The organism is Dietzia sp. IN118, assembly GCF_032905965.1.
GTDB classification, from domain to species: Bacteria; Actinomycetota; Actinomycetes; order Mycobacteriales; family Mycobacteriaceae; genus Dietzia; species Dietzia kunjamensis.
The window spans coordinates 36959-54763 of record NZ_JAUMSR010000001.1 but is presented as its reverse complement, the minus strand read 5'-3'; the positions used below and the strand labels follow the sequence as shown (position 1 = coordinate 54763).

Genomic DNA, 17805 nt, shown 5'->3' with positions numbered 1-17805 from the left:
ACTGTCAGGGTTCCGGGGACGTCCCGCCGCACTTTCGGGGCCGTGAGATGAAGTATCGCCCCCGGGGACGGCATGTGTGCAGCAGTTATCAGCCTTCGTGATGGCATCGTGAGAAAACGCCTAGGCGTGGTCCGGGTGGCGTGGATCACCCGAAAAGGGGCCTACTTCGTCGTCGTCGTCGCCCGGATGACCTCCGCGGCGCGGTGTGCCGCCCCGTCCACCCCCCACCACGACCGGATCCCGGCGGCCTCGCCGTCGAGGGCGCGGTCCACCTGTGCGCGCACCTCGCGCGCGACCGCCGTCGGGCCGTCGCCGTAGCGCAGGACCGACGCGCCGGGGATGGAGCCGAGCGCCTCGGCGGTGGCGTCGTGTTCGCCGTACTCGTGCTTCCCGGGGACGACGACCAGCGGCACATCGGCGCAGGCCGCGTCGGCGACGGACGCCTGACCCGCGCCGGTCACCACGACGTTCGCAGAGCTCAGCACGGGCCAGGGGTCGGAGTGCCACTCGCCGTCGGGCCCGCCCAGTTCCACCCAGTCCGTCACGCCCAGCTCCGCCGCGGTGGTCCGCACGGCGCGCCAGAAGCGGTGGTCACCGCCGGTGCCGGAGGCGTTGAGGTGGACGACACGGGGGCGACGACGAGCCCGCTCCTCGCGTCCGCGTCGCTCGAACCGGGAGACGCCCCCGATCTCGCTCACCCGCTTCTCCGCCCGCGCCACGGTCTCGCGGTGCACGCCCGGCGGCCAGGCGGCGATGAGCCTCTCGGCCGCCCGGCACCGCAGCAGATGCGGTTCGTCGTCGCGCACGCCCGGGGGAAGGGTGCTCACCATGGGTGTACCGGTCATGCGGGCGGCCAGCGACATCGCCGGGGAGCCGTCGACCCACAGCGCGCGGGGGCGTTCACGGTCCATCCACGCCACGGCGGCACGACGGGCGGCGAGGGTGATCTCGTCCCGCGCCGGCGGTCCGGCCGCGTGCGCGGCGGCGGGCCCGGTCCGTGCGTCCGGCTCTGTCGGCAGGTGGACCACGCGGGTCCCGGGGGGACGCTGGGTGTCGTCGAAGGGGCCGGTGACGAGCATCGTGACCTCGTCGCCCCGGTCGCGGAGCGCGGCGACGACCGGCAGCACCCGGTGCAGGTGCCCCCGTCCACGGTTGTGGACGTACACGCCGATCATCGCCCGGTCGCCCCTAGGCCGACCCCCGGGCGGCGCCGACGAGCGCCTCGCAGAAAGCCGGGAGATCGTCGGGCCGGCGGCTCGTGAAGACCCCGTCGTCGCTGACGAGCTCGGAGTCGACCCACTCCGCGCCAGCGTTGACCAGGTCGGTCCGCAGGCTCGGGAAGGAGGTGACCTTCCGGCCGCGCACCACGTCCGCCTCGATGAGGACCCACGGCGCGTGGCAGATCGCGAACACCGGCTTGCCAGCCTCGACCATCTCGCGCACGAGGGTCACCGCGTGCTGGTCCCCGCGCAGGGCGTCCGGGTTCGCGACGCCGCCGGGCAGGACGAGCACGTCCACGTCGGCCGCGGAGATGTCCGCACTCGTGCGGTCCACGGGCCGGGTGCCGGCCGGGCTGAGGTGATCGACCAGCCCGACCTCGCCGTCCTCCGTGCTGACGAGGACCGGCCGGAAGCCGGCGTCGGAGACGGCGTCCCACGGTTCGGTGAGCTCGACGCGCTCGATCCCCTCGGAGGCCACGAGGAAGGCGACGGTACGGGTGTCAGTGAGTGCATCCTGTGTCTCGGTCATGATCCCGATCGTGAGGTCCTGCTCGCCGCGCCGCAACCGGTCCGGCGACGGTAGACCCGGGTGCTCCGGTCCGGCACGATACCCCCATGGGCAGACGAGATCGGATGGACCGCAGAGGGCGTCGTGACAATAGGCGCGGTGGGTGCGGGTGCGGGTGCTCGCTGGTCCTGCTGCTCCTGCTTCTGGCGGGTCTGGTGGTGGCCGCGGAGTTCGGCGCGCGCTGGTACCTGTCGGACCGGGCCGAGCGCGAGGCGTCGGCGGAGCTCGGGGCGCCGGTGTCCGTGGAGTTCGGGACCAGCCCCGTGTTGTGGGACCTGGCCACGCAGCAGGCCGTGGGCACGGTCCGCCTGACCTCCCCCGGTGACGCCACCGTGCCGCGGATCGACGTGACCGGCTACTCGGTCTCGCAGGTCGACGGCGGTATCCGCGCCGAGTCCGCGGACGGCACCGCCACACTCAGCGCCGACCAGCTCGCGGCGGCCGCCGCGGAGGGCAACCCAGCGGAGGGCTCGCCGATCGCGGGCATGACGGAGGTGCGCTCGGTGCGCCCCGACGCACCGGCCGGCCTGCTGCGCGCCGACATCGGCGGCATCGCGGAGATCGGGGTGCAGCCCGGGGTGAACGACGGGCAGCTCACGCTCACGCCGCAGCAGACCTCGCTGCTGGGGTTCCCGCTGCCGGACGGGCTGTTCTCCGGCATCACCGGCACCGTCGACACGACCATGGCCTCACTGCCCGAGGGAGTGGTGATCGAGGACGCGCGCGTGGTCGACGACGGCCTCGAGGTGATGCTCGGCGGGCGTGACGTGGTGCTGCGCTAGGGGTGGTCAGTCGGGCGCCGGCGCGCACAGTCTCGTGGGCTCGGTGCGGCCGCGCACGACCTCGGACCCGACCTCCTGCCAGCGGCCACGCTCGGACTCCGCGGCGGCGTCGGCCGCCACGCCGGAGGCCAGCACCAGGCCGGGCTGCTCCTTGGCCAGCTCGCACAGCCGCGAGGCCTCGTTCACGGCGTCGCCGATGACGGTGTACTCGAAGCGGTCGTCCGAGCCCACGTACCCGGCCACGACGTCCCCGTAGGACGCCCCTATGCCGGCGCGGCAGTCCGGCACCCGCGCGGGCAGGCGCTCGGCCAGCACCCGCGCGCAGGCCAGGGTCGCGGTCGCCGGGTCCGCCATCGACCGGGGCGCGCCGAACACGACGAGCGCGGCATCGCCGAGGAAACTGTCGACGATGCCGTCGTACTCCTCCACGGTCTCCACGACCACGGAGAAGAACCGGTTGAGCACGTCCACCACCTCGCCGGCCTCGGACCGCACGGCCATCTCGGTCGAGCCGATGAGGTCGACGAACACCACGCCCACGCGCGAGTCGCGCCCGCCCAGCTCGGGATCGTCGAGCTCCGCGGCCTCGGCAACCTCGCGCCCGACGTGTCGACCGAACAGGTCGCGCAGCCGTTCGCGCTCCTGCAGCCCCGAGGCCATCTCGTTGAACCCGCGCTGCAGCTCACCGAGCTCCGTGGCGTCATAGACCACCACGCGCCGAGAGAGCGTGCCGTCGCTGATGTCCTGCATCGCCCACCGGACGCTGCGCAGCGGGGCGATCATCGACCCCGTCGCGAGGGAGATGAGGAGGAACCCGGCCAGGAGGGACGTGGCACCCAGGACGATGACGACGACGGCGAGGCGTTCCAGCGACAGGGCACGGCCCGCGAGTGTGTAGATCGCGACGATGATCAGGCCCGTGACGGGCACCCCGCTACCCAGGGCCCACGCCACCCGGAGCCGCGTCATGGCGCCGAGGAACCGAGCCCGCGGGGCGCGGCCCGTGGACAGTGCGACCGCCGCCACGGGCCGCAGGCCGAAGTCGGCGAGCAGGAACGCGGCGCCGCACACGACCATGCCGGCGAAGGAGATGGTGAACCCGACCACCGGGATCGACGTGGGGTCGACCAGGCCGTACGCGGGGGTGACGACCGCGACGCCGAGCAGCCACAGGAAGGCCTGGATGAGGGTGATGCGGGCGGGCAGGCGCAGGGTCCGGGCGCGGTCACGGTCGGTGGGCTCGCGGCCGTCGAGGAACCACCGGACGCGGCGGTAGACCGCACCGGTGACCCAGATCGTGCCCACGATGACCGCCATCGTCACGTAGACGGGCACCACGATCACCGAGGGGACGAGGAACTCCCGCGACAGCACCGCCGGGCCCGGCAGCACGAAGAAGACCAGCACCACGGCCACCGCGACGCCCACCAGGTTGGAGGCGAGCAGGGTCAGGAGCAGCAGGATCCGGACGCGCCACGCGCGCAGGCGGGCGGACTCCTCCTCCCGGCCGAGAAGCACAGACCCCAGTTCCGGTCGACGCAGCAGGGACAGGTCTATTCGCACGCCTCGTATCGTGCCACCACGGGGAGGCGATCGTGATGCCCTCGTCACACCCGGGCCGCGGGGCTGGGGTGTGGGGCCCGCTACGCGTAGGGTGGTCCTCGGACGGCCCGCACCACTCTTGCCTCGGGCCGTGCGGTTGTCGACCTCCCCGTGGTCGCGCACCGGGCGCATCGCTCATCGAAGTGGATGCGACTCCCCGCGAGCGCGCCGGGCAAGACGCCATTCTCTATGTACGGAGCCTTCTCCCTTGTCACGTTCTTTCGCCGATCTCGGCGTTCCTTCCCCCCTGCTCGACGTTCTCGGCAGCGCGGGGATCACCACCCCCACCCCCATCCAGTCGGCCACGCTGCCGGACGCACTGACCGGCCGTGACGTGCTGGGCCGGGGCCGCACCGGCTCCGGCAAGACCTACGCGTTCTGCATCCCGCTGGTCGCCCGCCTCGCCGCGTCCGGCGGCCGCCGCGCCCGCAACTCCCCGCGTGGGCTGATCCTGGCGCCGACCCGTGAGCTCGCCCGGCAGATCAACGAGACCCTCGAGCCGCTGGCGACCTCCATGGGCCTGAAGACCACCGTCATCTTCGGCGGCGTCTCCCAGGGCCGTCAGGTCGATGCGCTCAATCGTGGCGTCGACATCGTCGTGGCCTGCCCGGGTCGACTCGAGGATCTCATGGGGCAGAAGCACTGCCGCATGGACTCGATCGAGATCAGCGTGCTGGACGAGGCCGACCACATGGCCGACCTGGGCTTCCTGCCCGGCGTCACCCGCATCCTCGCGGCGACCCCGTCCGGTGCGCAGCGACTGCTGTTCTCCGCAACCCTGGACTCCGGCGTCCAGAAGCTGGTCACCAAGTTCCTCACCGATCCCGTGGACCACTCGGTCGACGACGGCACCGCCACCTCCGGCCCGACCGCCCACCACGTGGTGCGCGTCGACGCCGACGACCGCGTCCGCGCGCTGGCCGACCTGGCCGTGGCGCACCCGCGGACTGTGATGTTCACCCGCACCAAGCACGGTGCCAAGCGTCTGGCCAAGCAGCTCACCGGCCGCGGCGTCGTGAGCGTGGACCTGCACGGCAACCTGTCGCAGAACGCCCGCGTGCGTAACCTCGACGCGTTCTCCTCCGGGCAGGCGACCGTGCTCGTGGCCACCGACATCGCCGCCCGCGGCATCCACGTCGACGACGTCGGGCTGGTCGTCCACGCCGATCCGCCGGCCGAGCACAAGGCCTACGTCCACCGTTCGGGCCGCACCGCCCGCGCGGGCGCCATCGGCACCGTCGTGACCGTCGCCACCTCCGACCAGGTGCGCGAGGTGCGGTCGCTGCTGCGCGCGGCCGGGGTCACCGCCGGCGAGATCGAGCTGCCCATCGGCGCCGATGCCGCCGTCGCGTTGGCCGACGCCCCGGAGCCGCCCGCGCACGTGCCGTCCGACGACGGCGCCGAGGGCCAGTCCGTTCGCGGGCAGGCCCGTCGCAGCCGCGGCCAGGGCCGTCAGAACCAGAACCAGCAGCGTCAGGGCCGCGGTGCCGGTCAGGGGCGCGACGGCGAGCAGAGCCGCGGCGGCGGGCAGGGTCGTGACGGCGGTCAGAGCCGCCACGGCGGTCAGAGCCGTGACGGCGCCGGCCGTGGTGGTTCAGAACGCGGTGGTTCAGAACGCGGTGGCCGTGATCAGCAGGGCTCCGGCACCGGCGGCGCTCGTCGTCGTCCCCAGACCGCCGACGCCCACGGTTCGCCCCGCCAGGGCTCCGCACGTCAGGGCTCCGGCACCCGGGGCTCGGGCGGGCAGCGCTCGGCCGGCCAGGGTTCCGCGACCCAGGGCTCCGGCGCCCGCCAGTCGGTGGGCCAGGCGGCCGGGCGGCCCCGCAGCGACCAGCGTCGCCGCTCCACCCGCACCGCCGGCTGACCCGAGGGGAGCCACCCCTCCCCTCCCCACCCGAAAATCCGCTACTCGAAATCCGGATCGGCTACTCCAATCGGACTAGCCGATCCGGATTTCGGGTAGCGGATTTTGGCGTTGGGGCGCCGGTCAGCCGAAGACTGTGATGGTCTGCCGGCTGATCGCCACCAGCTCGCCGTCCGGCCGCCACAGCATCGCGTGGGTGTGCGCGTAGCCGTCACGGGCGGTATCGGTGGCGGCGGCGTATCCGAGCATAGAGTCGGCCGGGAACGCCTCCGGGCCCACCTCGGCGATCAGCTCCAGCGTCCACGTCAGGCTGCTGCCGGGCGCGAACCCGTCGAGCATCTGGATGGGAGCCGGCGGCCACGCGTCGGCCAACACCACCAGGTGCTCCTCCTCGAACCGCTCCGGAGTCTCGCGCAGCGACGCCCACCCGGACAGGTCGGCCGTCTCGGAACCGGAGAACGGCAACTGGCCGCCGACCTGCCGCAGCTCGACAAACTGGTAGAACTCCGGCGTCAGCTTCTCGATGTAGGGGAACGCCTCGATCGCCGTCGGATCGCCCAGCGCCGGCATCGGATGGGCGGGCGCGACCGAGATCGACGACTGCCGGTGCTTGCCGAACGCGGCCAGCGCGGTCGCGACGATCGCGCCCTCCTGCCGAACGGTCGCCTGGCACTGGACGACGTTGGAGCCCACGCGCAGGATCTCGGCGTCGACCTCGACGGGGCCGGTCGTCGCGGGGCCGATGAACGACACGGTGATTGACCTCAGTGGGTGGACGACGGGGGCCGAGCCGTCTCCGGTGTCCCGGCTGCGCAGGCACCCCTTCATCGCGGCGAGCAGCAGGGCGCCGGTCAGGCCCCCGAAGATCGCCCTGCCCTGCGTCCAACCCTGCTCGACCTCGACGGTCCCGCCGCGCGCAGCGGCCTCCAACATGTTCGTCAGCGACATGCGGTCATTCTGTCACCGGGGGTCAGCGGCTCTGGTGGGCGCGTCCCTTCCGGACCCCGGCCAGCGCAGTGGCCAGGCCGGGCATGCGCGGCCCGAGGGCGAACATTTTCTCGCTGCGGGTCTCCGGGGCGTTGTCGGCGGTGCGGCGCAGGTAGCGGTCCGGCAGGGACAGCCGCGCGATGGTGCGCCACGACTGCAGGTACTGCTTCCACAGCGGCCCGCTGACGTACGGCAGGTCGTATCGCTCGCACAGTTCGCGGACCTTGAGCGAGATCTCCGAGTACCGGTTGGACGGCAGGTCCGGGAACATGTGGTGCTCGATCTGGAACGACAGGTTGCCGGACATGAGGTTCATCGCCGGGCCGCCGTCGAGGTTGGCGCTGCCGAGCATCTGCCGCAGGTACCACTCCGCCTGCGTCTCGGTCTCGATGTCCGACAGGGTGAACTTCTCGGCGCCGTCGGGGAAGTGCCCGCAGAAGATCACGGCGTTGGTCCAGATATTGCGGATGATGTTGGCCGTGATCGTGGCGGTGAGGGCCTGGCGGCCGCTCGGTCCGGCGAGCACCGGGAACAGGATGTAGTCCTTGAGGATCTGCTGGCCGGCCTTGCGCAGGAACGCGCGGGCCCGGCGGCGGTCGGCCGGGGACGCGTCGCGGTCGAACGCGTCGGCCGTGTCGACCGCCTGCAGGCCGATGCCCCACTCGAAGCCGAGCATGAGGACGGCGTTGACGAGGATGTTCCCGGCGAACCGGGGCTCCCAGGGGATGTCCCGGGTCACGCGCAGGACACCGAACCCGACGTCGTCATCGATGCCGACGATGTTGGTGTACTTGTGATGCAGGTAGTTGTGGGTGTGCTTCCAGTCGGCGGAGCTGCCGACGAGGTCCCACTCCCAGTTGGTCGAGTGGATCTCCGGATCGTTCATCCAGTCCCACTGGCCGTGCATGATGTTGTGGCCGAGTTCCATGTTCTCGAGGATCTTGGCCACGGCGAGTGTGCCGGTCCCGAGGGCCCACACGGTGCGGTTGCGGGCGCCGAGGTACAGCAGCGCGCGGGCACCGAACTCCAGGCCTCGCTGGAGTTTGATGATGCTGTGGATGTAGCGGTAGTCGCGCTCACCGCGGGAGGCGATGACCTCGGCGCGGACAGCGTCGAGCTCCCGCCCGAGCTCCTCTATCTGATCGGAGCTGAGGTGGGCGTATTCGCCGACATCGGAGATCGCCATGAGTTCAGGATAGGCCGGTTCGGGTGCCCGCGGCTACGGCTGCGGGTCCGGCCGCCCTGCTTTCGTGATCAAGGGCACCCGATCCGACCGGCGTCAGTCACTCCAGGCGCGGCGCAACACTTCCAGGGAGCCGTGGATCCGCTCGACCGTCGATCCCACCGGCGCGATCATCAGTTCGTCGGCCCCCGCCGTGCGCGCGAAGTCGGTGAGGTACTCGCGCACCGCCGGCCCGTCGCCGACCGCCGTGTAGTGGATCATGTGCAGGATCTGGCGACCGCCGGCGGACTCCATGATCATGTCGAGTTCCTCGTCGGAGAACTCGCGTCCGCGGCCGGCCATGAGCTTGACCCGCTGGCGGCGGTACCACTGCAGTTCGCGTTCGGCCCGCTCGGTATCGTCGTCGGCCACCACGTTGACGGCGGCGATCATGTACGGCTCGGCCAGCTGCTCGCTGGGCTGGAAGCGCTCGCGGTAAACCTGCGAGGCCTGTTCGAGGGCGTCGGGCGCGAAGTGCGAGGCGAACGCGTACGGCAGCCCGTAGGCGGCGGCGAGCTGCGCGCCGAACAGGGACGAACCGAGGATGTACAGCGGCACCTTGGTGCCCCGCCCGGGGATGGCCGCGATCCCGCGCGTGCGGGCGAAGTCGGAGGGCGAGTCGCCGAGGAACGCCTGCAGTTCGCGGACGTCGTCGGGGAAGTTCTCCGCCGCCGACGGTTCGCGGCGCAGCGCACGCAGGGTCTGCGGGTCGGTGCCGGGGGCGCGCCCCAGGCCGAGGTCGATGCGTCCGGGGTGTAGCTCGGCGAGGGTGCCGAACTGCTCGGCGATCACGATCGGCGAGTGGTTGGGCAGCATCACGCCGCCGGAGCCGAGCCGGATCCGCTCCGTTTGCGAGGCGATGTGCGCCATGAGTACCGCCGGCGCCGAGGAGGCGATGGACGGCATGTTGTGGTGCTCGGAGTACCAGACCCGCTCGTAGCCCAGTTCCTCCGCCTTCTGCGCCAGCGCCACCGAATCCCGCAGTCCCTCCCCGATGCTCTGGCCGGGGCGGACGGTCGCGAAGTCGATGACGGACAGAGGCAGGGCGGCACTGGACTGGGGGGAGCTGGTCTCGGGGGAGGTCATGCCCCGTGCAACCCGGGCCCCCGGCAGGCTATTCCTGTTGGCGCCCGGGCGGGGGCGGCAGACTGGGGGGCATGTCCCCCGCTGCTGACCGCCCCGCTGACCGCCCCACCGACAGCCCCGACAGCCCCGCCGGCCGTCCCATCGACCTCGCCCGCCTCGTGACCGTCATGCGCGAGACCGGCCCGCTCGTGCACTGCCTGACCAACTCGGTGGTCCGGCAGATCACCGCGGACGTGCTGCTCGCCGCCGGGGCGGCGCCCGCGATGGTCGACCACCCCGACGAGGCCTCCGATTTCGCCGCCATCGCCTCCGGCGTGCTCATCAACGTGGGCAACCCGACGGCCGAGCAGGTCGAGGGCATGCACGCCGCGATCGCCTCCGCCCGCGCCGCCGGCACCCCGTGGGTGCTGGACCCGGTGGCGGTCGGCGGTCTGGTCCTGCGGACGGGGCTGGCCACCGACTGGCTCGAGGCCGGGCCCGCCGCGATCCGGGCGAACGCGTCGGAGACCATCGCGCTCGCCGGCACGGGAGCGGGCGGCCGGGGCGTGGATTCCACGGAGGACGTCCTCGCCGCCGAGTCCGCTGCCCGGGACCTCTCGGCCCGGTCGGGGGCCGTGGTCGCCGTGACGGGGCCGCGGGACCTCGTCGTCACCCAGCGCCCCGGCCACCTCGGCGAGGCCGCGCCTCCCACCCGCACCACGTGGGTCGAGTCGGGTCACCCGCTGCTGCAGAAGGTCATCGGCACCGGCTGCGCCCTCGGGGCGCTCACGGCGGCCTATCTCGGGGCGGCGCGGTCGGCCGGGATCGCGGACCACGACGCGGTGGTCGCCGCTCACGCCCACGCCGGCGCCGCGGGGACGGTCGCCGCGCGCACCGCGGCGGGCCCGGGCAGCTTCGCCGTGGCGTGGCTCGACGCCCTGTACACGCTGACCCCGGAGGAGATCGCGGGCCTGGTCACGGTGTCGGAGGCGTGAGCGGCGCCGGCGTCGACTGGCGGCTCTACCTGGTCACCGACCCCCACCTGGGCGGCGGGCGCGACGCGGTGCCGGGGATCGTCCACGAGGCGGTGCTGGGCGGGGTGGGTGTGGTCCAGGTGCGGGACAAGGAGTGCGACGACGACGAGTTCGCCACACACGCCGCCGCCGTCGCCGAGTCCGTCGCGCGGGCGTGCACCGAGACGGGCCGTGACGTGCCGGTGTTCGTCAACGATCGTCTCGACGTCGCGCGGGAGCTGGGGCTGCACCTGCACATCGGGCAGCGGGACGTGCCGTTCGCGGCGGCCCGCGCGGCGCTGCCGGACGGGCTGATGCTCGGGTTGTCGATCGAGTCGGACGCGCAGTTGGCGGCTGCGATGACGGGGCCGGGACCGGCGCCGGACGTGATCGGGGTGAGCCCGGTGTGGTCGACGGCCACCAAGACCGACACCGCCGAGGCGCTCGGTCCCGAGGGTGCGGACCGGTTGGCCCGGGCCGCGCACTCGTACCGCCGACCCGGGGGCGTCACCGGCGTCGCCGACGCGGGCATCCGCGCGGTGGGCATCGGCGGGGTCACGCCCCTGACCGTCGCGCGGTTGGCCGCCACCGAGCTGGACGGGGTCTGCGTGGTCTCGTCGATCATGGCCGCCCCCGACCCGCGGGCCGCGGCCGCCGACCTGCTCGCCCGCTGGGACGCCGCACGCCGCTGATCCGGGCACGGGTGCAGGGACCGGGCACGGGTGCAGGATGCGGGCCCGGGGCGCAGGTCCGACCCGGCCCACGGGCGCGTGGCGCTCGTTATCTCTTGCGCTCGGAGAAGTCGGCGAACCGCTCCAGATCGCGGACGTGGCCGGACACGATGATGACGTCGTCCGCGCCGATGATGGTCTCCGGCTGGGCGTACTGGAACGGGCTGCCCGGGGCCTTGATGCCGACGATGTTGACCTTGTGACGCTTGCGCGGGTGGCAGTAGTCGATCGACTTGCCGATGACGTCCCGCGGTGGCCGCATCTTGACGATGGCGAAGTCCTCGTCGAATTCGATGAAGTCCATCATCTGGTTGGCCACCAGGTGGGCCACGCGGACGCCGGCGTCGTGCTCGGGGAACACCACGTGGTCGCATCCGATGCGGGTGAGGATCTTGCCGTGGGCCTGGTTGATCGCCTTGGCCCAGACCTGGTCGATCCCCAGGTCGACGAGGTTCACCGCGACCAGCACGGACGACTCGATCGAGGTGCCCACGCCGACGACGGCGGTGGAGAAGTCCTGGGCCCCGAGCTGTTGGAGCGCCTCGAGGTCGGTGGCGTCGGCTTCCACCACGTGGGTCAGGGAGTCGGCGTACCTCTGGACGAGTCCGTGGTCGCGTTCGACCGCGAGGACCTCCCGGCCCTGGCCGACGAGTTGGGTGGCGAGGGAGACGCCGAACCGGCCCAGGCCGATGATGAGGACTGGGGACTGGCGACGGGTGCGATCAGCCAATGATCGGCCTCTCTGTGGGTAGGCGATACCTGGTCCGCTTTGCTCGCATGGTCAGCGCGGTGGCGAAGGTGATGATGCCGACTCGTCCGGCGAACATCAGCCCGGACAGAAGGTACACCCCCGCCGGCTCGAGTTCGGCGCTGAGACCTGAACTCAACCCGCAGGTGGCGAAGGCGGAGATGGACTCGAACAGGGGGCGTCCGAGATCCTCACCGGTGAGGATCATCAGGGCCAGGGCGGATCCGGCGACCAGCGTGAGCCCCATCCCGGCCACGGACACCGCGACCCGGATCGACGAGGTGGGCAGCGCGCGCCCGTGTGCCGTGGCGTCCTCCCGGCCCCGGGCCTCGGCGAGGAAGGCCAGGAAGATGACGGCCAGGGTGGTGACCTTGACGCCGCCGGCGGTCGAGACCGAACCGCCCCCCACGAACATCAGGGCGTCGGTGATGAGCATGGTCGACGCCGTCGTGTCGACGGGGTCGATGATGGCGAAACCCCCGGAGCGCATCATCACCGAGGCGAACACCGAGTGCTGCAGTTTGTCGACCACGCCCTCGCCACCGAGGGTGGCCCCGTTGCTCCACTCGAGCGCGGCGAACCCGAGGGCGCCGACGAGCATGAGCAGCACGCTGACCTCGACCGTGAGGCGGGTGTGGAGGTTCCAGCGTCCCAGGTGCCACTGGTGCTTCCACAGCACCAACAGGACGGGGAAACCCAGACTGCCCAGGAACACGGCGCAGATCAGCGCCCAGAACACGACCGGGTCGTCGGCCACCGAAGCCAGGCCGTCGGGGTGGAGGACGAACCCGGCGTTGTTGAACGCCGACACCGCGTAGAACACCGCGCGCCACAGCCCGTCCCCGAACGTGCCCTGCTGGGCGATGAACCGGGGCGCGAGGATGAGCGCGATCACGAGTTCCACCAGGGCGGACGAGACGACGATGGTCTTGATCAATGATCGGACCTCGCCCAGTCCACCCGCCGACACGCCCGTCTGGGCGAGCAGCCGGGTACGCACCCCGAACTGCCGGGTCACCGAGAGTGCCAACAGGGAGGAGATCGTGACGATCCCCAGGCCACCGACCTGGATGCCCGCCAGGATCACCACCTGCCCGGCCGTGGACCAGTGGGTCGCGGTGTCGACGGTGGTCAGGCCGGTCACCGACACGGCGGAGGTGGCGGTGAACACCGCGTCGTGCAGGTGTGCGTGCTCTCCCGAGGAGGTGGCCCAGGGCATCATCAGCAGCACCGTGAAGACCGCGATCGCCGCGGCGAACGCCAGGAGCGCCGAGCGGGCCGGGGAACTGTAGGTGAACGCCCGGGCTGCCTGCGCGCCTGAGGACAGGACCCCCGGAATCGTCGAGACCATGCCGCGAGGGTAATCCCGACCGCCGCGTCGGCCACAGTTGGTGCGCGAAGTCGTTACTGAACGGCGTCAACACTCGTAACGTCGGCGGTATGCCACGGATCCCTCTCGAAATCACGCTGGTCGAGTTCCCCAGTACCTCGATGTCCGCCACGAGCGAGTTCCTCGCGACGGTCTGCGGCTGGGAACCCACCGTGTACGGGGAGTCGTACGCATGCCTGGTCGGCGGGGGCATCGACGTGGGCGTGCAGGGGGACGACGACGAGCAGTCCCCCGCCCCGCTCATGGTGATCCGCGTGCCGGACCTCGACGAGGCCCGCGAGCAGGTCGAGGCCGCCGGTGGCATGGTGACGTTCGGGCCGTTCGACTTTCCCGGTGGCCGCCGTTTCCATTTCCGTGAGCCCGGCGGGAGCGAGATGGCGATGTGGGTGCCGGCGCCAGCCTAGAACCGTCAGGCCGGCGCGAACCCCTCGGGCAGTGCCAGCCGGGTGAGCTTGTCCGGGTTGCTGTGGAAGTAGAGGCGTGAGATCTGGCCGTCGACCACGCCGACCTGCGCCACCCGCAGGACCCCGCGGGCGAGGACCGCCAGCGCGACCTCGCCGTTGACCTCGACGGGCGCGATCATCCCGCCCGAGAATTCCGTGGCCTTGATGAGGAAGTACGCACACTTACGGGCCCCCACGATGTCCCGCCGGGCGGCATTGACCTTGCCGCCGCCGTCCGAGATCACGCGGGCATCGGCGGTGAGGGCGGCGATCGTCTGCGGAAGATCGCCGGCCAGGACGGCCTCCACCAGGGTCGAGATCACCGCGTCCGAGGCGGGTTCGGGTGGACGCAGGTCGGACTCCAGGCGGTGCCGGGCCCGGCTCACCCACTGGCGGACGGTGGCCACAGCCGCGCCCAGGGTGTCGGCGATCTCGGCGTAGGGCAGGTCGTACGCCTCACGAAGGACGAACGCCGCGCGCTCATCCGGGCCCAGCTGTTCGTAGGCCAGCAGCACGGCGATCCGCAGATCGTCGCGGCGCTCGGCCCGGTCCGCCGGCAGCAGGGCGGTGTCGACGGGCTCGGGCAGCCACTCGCCCGCGTAGTCCTCCCGCTTGCGCCTGCGCAGCCGGTCCAGACACAGCCGCGTCGCCACGGTGGTCAGCCACGCGTCGACGTTCCGGGGCGCGGACGACGGATCGAGCGCCACCCACCGCGCCAGTGCCTCGTCAGCGGCGTCCTCGGCGTCGGCCCAGGTCCCGGTGATGCGGTAGCCCACCCCGAGCAGTCGGCCCCGCACCTGCTCCAGCGCGGCGCGGTCCGCCAGCGCGGTGCCGGCCGTGCTGGCCGTACTGGCTGCGGCACGGTCGGCCACCGGCGCCGCCCCATCGGCCACGGGGGTCGCGGGTGGGGCCACGGTCATGGCCGGGTCGCCGGTTCCAGGTCGCTCGGGACGAGACCGCGCAGCGTCGCCAGGTCCTTGCGGGTGGCGATCGCTATCCGGTTCCATGCGTTGATCGTGACGATCTCCATGACCAGCTGTCCAGCCCCACCTTCGCCCCGGTGGTGGACCACCTCGTCCCACAGCTCGTCGGGCACGGAGTCCTCACCGTCGATGCGGGTGACGGCGTCCGCGAACGCCAGGACCGCCCGCTCGGCCGGGGACAGCTCGTCGGCGTGGGCGTGCCAGTTTTCGGAGACCGCGATCCGGGTGCCGCTCCAGCCGTCCCTGCGGGCATCGCGTCGGTGCATGGCCAGGCAATAGCGGCAGCCGTTCACCGCGGAGACGCGGAGCCGGATGAGGTGGCTGTCCTCCCGGGAGACCCGCGCCCGCGAGTAGGCCTCGAGTGCCAACATGGGTGCCATCGCGCCCGCGCTGACCTGTTTGCGCTGTTCGGTGCTGCGTCGTGGTGTGCTCATGCCTCTTCGACGCACGAGCACCGCGAAGTGTGACACCGAGTCGCCACGCCGGACCCGCGCCCCAGCCCGGAAAGCCACCGGCACCCCGCCGGGCGCATCGGGGCGTTCCCCTATGTCATCGAGGGCCTAGCGGTTCTAGCATTGAGCCCATGACCGACCCGGACGACCTGCTGCTCTCCGACTCCGAGCGGCTGCACGCCCTCATGGCGCTCGGCGACCACTACGCGTCCGGCCGGCTCGACGACGCCGAGTTCCACGCCCGGTCCGGCGACGTGGCCGCGTCCCGCACCCTCGGCCAGCTCCGCGGCTCGTTCGTCGACCTGCCCGGCGGGACGCCGCTGACCTCGGTCGACGGCATGATCGTGCAGTCGGCCACTGCCACCGGTGGCGAGCTGGAGGTCTCGTCGTCGTCCTCGTCGACTTCGTCCGCCCTGTCGCCGGGGTCCCCCACAGGCGCCGGGGCGCCCGCGACCCGCGGCACCGACGCCGACCTGGAGGACCTGCGCAGGCGCGGGAAGCTGGTCGAGTCGCTCGACGGCGTGGTGATCGGACTGACGCTCATCACGTTCCTCGTCCTGCAGATCATCGTGGACTGGCAGTACGCGTGGATGGTGTGGCCTTCGCTGGTTCTCACGCTGGGCCTCCCCCGGCTCGTGCTGCGCTACACGGATTCCGACGAGAAGACGTACGAGAAGCTCAAGAAGGCCGACGAGAAAGCGCGCGAGGAGCGGCTGCGGGCGGCGACCGAGCGGATCCGTGAGCTGGGTGACGGGCGGGAGAACCGCGACTGACCTACCCGGTCGCGTTCGGTGGGCCACCGCTCCCCGCGCGGGTGCCACTGCCCCCACCGCTAGTGCCGCTGTTCCGCCCGCCGATGCGGTCGGCCTCATCACGCCTGGCCAGGGCAGTGGCCACCACGGGGAACAGCCCCATCCCCACGCCGACGGCCACGATCGTCGCGCCGATCCCCAGGGAGGCCAGCACGGGGACCCGGCGCTGGGCGAGCGCGGCATCACACGCCTCCTGCGCCTCCGTGCTCGGCTGGGGGCGCTCTCCCCGGAGGAGGTCCTTCCAGCTCAGCGAGGTGAGGGCGTTGTCCTTGTCGCGAGCCTCGGTGTAGTCGGGGCTGAAGTAGGTCCCGCAGTCCACCCGCTGCACGAAGCCCCCCGTGGACACGCCGATGCTGCCCAGCAGGATCCCGCCGAGCACCACGAGCAGGCCGAGAACCGCAACGAGTGCGCCGATCACGCGAGTGGTCACCGCGCCATCGTCACATCCGCGGGGCCGCACCGCATCCGCGCCGGACGCCCGCGGTCAGGTGTCCTCGGGCTCAGGTGTCCTCGGGCTCAGGTGTCCTCGAGTGCGACGCCCTTGCGCTCGGGAAGGGTGAAGGCGGCGAGGGCGGCGACGACGAAGGCCGCGGCGAAGACCCCGAAGACCATCACAGTGTCGCCCAGATCGAGCAGGAGCGGCACGAGCAGTGGCGCGATGATCGAGGCGATCCGCCCGAACGCCGCCGCGGCGCCGGTGCCGGACCCGCGGGTCGAGGTGGGGTAGAGCTCCGGGCCGATCGCGTACAGGGCTCCCCACGCGCCGAGGTTGAAGAACGACAGCGCCATGCCGGCGGCGATGATCGTGGCCGGGGAGTCCGCCAGGCCGAACAGTCCGGCCGCCACCGCCGAACCGGTGAGGAACACCGCGAGCGTGACCCGCCGACCCCAGATCTCGATGAGCCACGCCGCCACCGCGTACCCCGGCAGCTGGGCGAGGGTGATGATGAGCGTGTAGCCGAACGACTTCACCAGATCGAAGCCCTGAGAGACGAGCAGGCTGGGTAGCCAGATGAAGGCGCCGTAGTAGGAGAAGTTGATCCCGAACCACACGACCCACAGAGCGGCGGTGCGCTTACGCAGGCGCGCGGACCAGATGGACTCGGCGGACTCGGCGGGCGATGCGAGCGCCGCGCCGGCGGAGGCGGACGCGGCCCCGGCGTGAGAGGGCGTGGCCCCGTCGGCGCCGGCATGAGCGGGCGCCGACGCGGACGGCCCGGACGGCGCGGCCGGCGGCTCGACCCCCGCGGACGCCTCGTAGTCGCGGACGATCCGCTCGGCCTCGTCGACGCGGCCCGTCGATTCCAGGTAGCGCACAGATTCGGGCAGTCCGAATCGCACGACCAGCGCGTACGCGGCCGGGATGATCCCGATGGCCAGGGCCCACCGCCACCCGTCGTCGCCGACCGGCACCACGAAGTAGCCGATGAGGGCGGCCATGATCCAGCCGACGGCCCAGAACCCCTCGAGGATCACCACCACCCTGCCGCGGATCCGGCGGGGCGCGAACTCGCTGACCAGGGTGGACGCCACCGGCAGCTCGGCGCCCAGGCCGAGGCCGACGATGAACCGCAGCACGATGAGCATGGCGATGCCGGTCGACAGGGCCGCCGCGCCGGTGGCGAGGCCGTAGACCAGCAGGGTGACGGCGAAGACCTGGCGTCGACCGATCTTGTCGGCGAGCAGTCCGCCGAGGGCGGCGCCGATCGCCATCCCCACGAACCCGATGGACCCGACCCAGGACAGCTCGGTGGGCGAGAGCGACCAGTGGACGGCCAGCGCGGCCATGACGAAGGAGATGAGGCCGACGTCCATGGCGTCGAGTGCCCAACCCACGCCCGAGCCGAGCAGCAACTTGCGGTGCTTGCGGGTGAACGGCAGACCGTCCAGGCGCTCCGTGCGGGTCGTCATGGCGGCCACGCT

Annotated in this window: 18 protein-coding genes; 6 read left to right on the top strand and 12 right to left on the bottom strand. The window is 72.0% G+C overall.

Annotated features, from left to right (window positions below; all coding sequences use genetic code 11):
• Positions 1 to 161 precede the first annotated feature (161 nt).
• Both Q2K20_RS00290 and Q2K20_RS00285 read right to left on the bottom strand, forming a co-directional pair.
• Positions 162 to 1175 (bottom strand): glycosyltransferase, encoded by a 1014-nt coding sequence (locus Q2K20_RS00290; RefSeq protein ID WP_119192759.1) that lies wholly within the window; start codon positions 1173 to 1175, stop codon positions 162 to 164.
• Between the two features lie 13 nt (positions 1176 to 1188).
• Complete coding sequence (locus Q2K20_RS00285) at positions 1189 to 1749, bottom strand: type 1 glutamine amidotransferase domain-containing protein (RefSeq protein WP_067719144.1); 561 nt, start codon at positions 1747 to 1749, stop codon at positions 1189 to 1191.
• Positions 1750 to 1835: 86 nt separating this feature from the next.
• Here Q2K20_RS00285 and Q2K20_RS00280 point away from each other — a divergent pair, with 86 nt between their 5' ends.
• Positions 1836 to 2570, top strand: coding sequence for an LmeA family phospholipid-binding protein (locus tag Q2K20_RS00280; RefSeq protein WP_067718862.1), 735 nt, complete (start codon positions 1836 to 1838; stop codon positions 2568 to 2570).
• A gap of 6 nt (positions 2571 to 2576) precedes the next feature.
• Here the strand turns inward: Q2K20_RS00280 and Q2K20_RS00275 are convergent, their stop codons facing one another.
• Positions 2577 to 4133: an adenylate/guanylate cyclase domain-containing protein gene (locus Q2K20_RS00275; protein ID WP_227022203.1), complete on the bottom strand. Its 1557-nt coding sequence runs from the start codon at positions 4131 to 4133 to the stop codon at positions 2577 to 2579.
• A 247-nt stretch (positions 4134 to 4380) separates the two neighbouring features.
• Between Q2K20_RS00275 and Q2K20_RS00270 the strand changes: the two genes are divergently transcribed.
• On the top strand, positions 4381 to 6036 hold the full coding sequence (locus Q2K20_RS00270) for a DEAD/DEAH box helicase (RefSeq protein WP_317176501.1): 1656 nt from the start codon (positions 4381 to 4383) through the stop codon (positions 6034 to 6036).
• A gap of 123 nt (positions 6037 to 6159) precedes the next feature.
• On the opposite strand, the gene Q2K20_RS00265 is transcribed toward Q2K20_RS00270, so the two are convergent.
• The 3 genes from Q2K20_RS00265 to Q2K20_RS00255 all read right to left on the bottom strand — a co-directional run bounded on the left by Q2K20_RS00265 (position 6160) and on the right by Q2K20_RS00255 (position 9331).
• Positions 6160 to 6984, bottom strand: a complete 825-nt coding sequence (locus Q2K20_RS00265; protein ID WP_069389384.1) for a thioesterase family protein — start codon at positions 6982 to 6984, stop codon at positions 6160 to 6162.
• Positions 6985 to 7006: 22 nt separating this feature from the next.
• Positions 7007 to 8209, bottom strand: a complete 1203-nt coding sequence (locus tag Q2K20_RS00260) for a fatty acid desaturase family protein (protein WP_119192763.1) — start codon at positions 8207 to 8209, stop codon at positions 7007 to 7009.
• Between the two features lie 93 nt (positions 8210 to 8302).
• Complete coding sequence (locus Q2K20_RS00255) at positions 8303 to 9331, bottom strand: LLM class flavin-dependent oxidoreductase (RefSeq protein ID WP_069389385.1); 1029 nt, start codon at positions 9329 to 9331, stop codon at positions 8303 to 8305.
• A 167-nt stretch (positions 9332 to 9498) separates the two neighbouring features.
• Here Q2K20_RS00255 and thiM point away from each other — a divergent pair, with 167 nt between their 5' ends.
• Together thiM and thiE are read left to right on the top strand one after the other, a co-directional pair.
• On the top strand, positions 9499 to 10305 hold the full coding sequence (thiM, locus tag Q2K20_RS00250) for a hydroxyethylthiazole kinase (protein WP_372509942.1): 807 nt from the start codon (positions 9499 to 9501) through the stop codon (positions 10303 to 10305).
• Complete coding sequence (thiE, locus tag Q2K20_RS00245; protein WP_317176500.1) at positions 10302 to 11015, top strand: thiamine phosphate synthase; 714 nt, start codon at positions 10302 to 10304, stop codon at positions 11013 to 11015. Before thiM ends, thiE begins: the two co-directional genes overlap by 4 nt.
• 88 nt (positions 11016 to 11103) lie before the next feature.
• Here thiE and Q2K20_RS00240 read toward each other — a convergent pair whose 3' ends face one another.
• Together Q2K20_RS00240 and Q2K20_RS00235 are read right to left on the bottom strand one after the other, a co-directional pair.
• Positions 11104 to 11784: a potassium channel family protein gene (locus tag Q2K20_RS00240; protein WP_269503548.1), complete on the bottom strand. Its 681-nt coding sequence runs from the start codon at positions 11782 to 11784 to the stop codon at positions 11104 to 11106.
• Positions 11777 to 13153, bottom strand: coding sequence for a TrkH family potassium uptake protein (locus Q2K20_RS00235; RefSeq protein ID WP_119193322.1), 1377 nt, complete (start codon positions 13151 to 13153; stop codon positions 11777 to 11779). The genes Q2K20_RS00240 and Q2K20_RS00235 overlap by 8 nt, the downstream gene beginning before the upstream one ends.
• An 89-nt stretch (positions 13154 to 13242) precedes the next feature.
• Between Q2K20_RS00235 and Q2K20_RS00230 the strand changes: the two genes are divergently transcribed.
• Positions 13243 to 13596, top strand: coding sequence for a VOC family protein (locus Q2K20_RS00230; RefSeq protein ID WP_119193321.1), 354 nt, complete (start codon positions 13243 to 13245; stop codon positions 13594 to 13596).
• A 5-nt stretch (positions 13597 to 13601) separates the two neighbouring features.
• Here the strand turns inward: Q2K20_RS00230 and Q2K20_RS00225 are convergent, their stop codons facing one another.
• Positions 13602 to 14555, bottom strand: coding sequence for a sigma-70 family RNA polymerase sigma factor (locus tag Q2K20_RS00225; protein WP_119193320.1), 954 nt, complete (start codon positions 14553 to 14555; stop codon positions 13602 to 13604).
• Positions 14552 to 15052 carry a carboxymuconolactone decarboxylase family protein gene (locus tag Q2K20_RS00220; protein WP_235027733.1) on the bottom strand — a complete coding sequence of 167 codons (501 nt, stop codon included), beginning with the start codon at positions 15050 to 15052 and terminating at the stop codon, positions 14552 to 14554. Before Q2K20_RS00220 ends, Q2K20_RS00225 begins: the two co-directional genes overlap by 4 nt.
• Before the next feature lie 149 nt (positions 15053 to 15201).
• Between Q2K20_RS00220 and Q2K20_RS00215 the strand changes: the two genes are divergently transcribed.
• Positions 15202 to 15843: a DUF1707 domain-containing protein gene (locus Q2K20_RS00215; RefSeq protein WP_069389580.1), complete on the top strand. Its 642-nt coding sequence runs from the start codon at positions 15202 to 15204 to the stop codon at positions 15841 to 15843.
• Between the two features lies 1 nt (position 15844).
• Here Q2K20_RS00215 and Q2K20_RS00210 read toward each other — a convergent pair whose 3' ends face one another.
• Together Q2K20_RS00210 and Q2K20_RS00205 are read right to left on the bottom strand one after the other, a co-directional pair.
• A complete protein-coding gene (locus Q2K20_RS00210; RefSeq protein WP_119193318.1) occupies positions 15845 to 16312 on the bottom strand; it encodes a hypothetical protein in 468 nt (155 codons plus the stop codon).
• 86 nt (positions 16313 to 16398) lie between these two features.
• Positions 16399 to 17793, bottom strand: coding sequence for an MFS transporter (locus Q2K20_RS00205; RefSeq protein ID WP_317176499.1), 1395 nt, complete (start codon positions 17791 to 17793; stop codon positions 16399 to 16401).
• Between the last annotated feature and the right edge of the window lie 12 nt (positions 17794 to 17805).

What these genes read in the sequence shown, in the direction of transcription:
- Q2K20_RS00290 (WP_119192759.1), bottom strand. Translation starts at nt 1,175, where the DNA reads ATGATCGGCGTGTACGTCCACAACCGTGGACGGGGGCACCTGCACCGG.
- Q2K20_RS00285 (WP_067719144.1), bottom strand. Translation starts at nt 1,749, where the DNA reads ATGACCGAGACACAGGATGCACTCACTGACACCCGTACCGTCGCCTTC.
- Q2K20_RS00280 (WP_067718862.1), top strand. Translation starts at nt 1,836, where the DNA reads ATGGGCAGACGAGATCGGATGGACCGCAGAGGGCGTCGTGACAATAGG.
- Q2K20_RS00265 (WP_069389384.1), bottom strand. Translation starts at nt 6,984, where the DNA reads ATGTCGCTGACGAACATGTTGGAGGCCGCTGCGCGCGGCGGGACCGTC.
- Q2K20_RS00260 (WP_119192763.1), bottom strand. Translation starts at nt 8,209, where the DNA reads ATGGCGATCTCCGATGTCGGCGAATACGCCCACCTCAGCTCCGATCAG.
- Q2K20_RS00255 (WP_069389385.1), bottom strand. Translation starts at nt 9,331, where the DNA reads ATGACCTCCCCCGAGACCAGCTCCCCCCAGTCCAGTGCCGCCCTGCCT.
- thiM (WP_372509942.1), top strand. Translation starts at nt 9,499, where the DNA reads ATGCGCGAGACCGGCCCGCTCGTGCACTGCCTGACCAACTCGGTGGTC.
- Q2K20_RS00235 (WP_119193322.1), bottom strand. Translation starts at nt 13,153, where the DNA reads ATGGTCTCGACGATTCCGGGGGTCCTGTCCTCAGGCGCGCAGGCAGCC.
- Q2K20_RS00230 (WP_119193321.1), top strand. Translation starts at nt 13,243, where the DNA reads ATGCCACGGATCCCTCTCGAAATCACGCTGGTCGAGTTCCCCAGTACC.
- Q2K20_RS00225 (WP_119193320.1), bottom strand. Translation starts at nt 14,555, where the DNA reads ATGACCGTGGCCCCACCCGCGACCCCCGTGGCCGATGGGGCGGCGCCG.
- Q2K20_RS00220 (WP_235027733.1), bottom strand. Translation starts at nt 15,052, where the DNA reads ATGAGCACACCACGACGCAGCACCGAACAGCGCAAACAGGTCAGCGCG.
- Q2K20_RS00215 (WP_069389580.1), top strand. Translation starts at nt 15,202, where the DNA reads ATGACCGACCCGGACGACCTGCTGCTCTCCGACTCCGAGCGGCTGCAC.
- Q2K20_RS00205 (WP_317176499.1), bottom strand. Translation starts at nt 17,793, where the DNA reads ATGACGACCCGCACGGAGCGCCTGGACGGTCTGCCGTTCACCCGCAAG.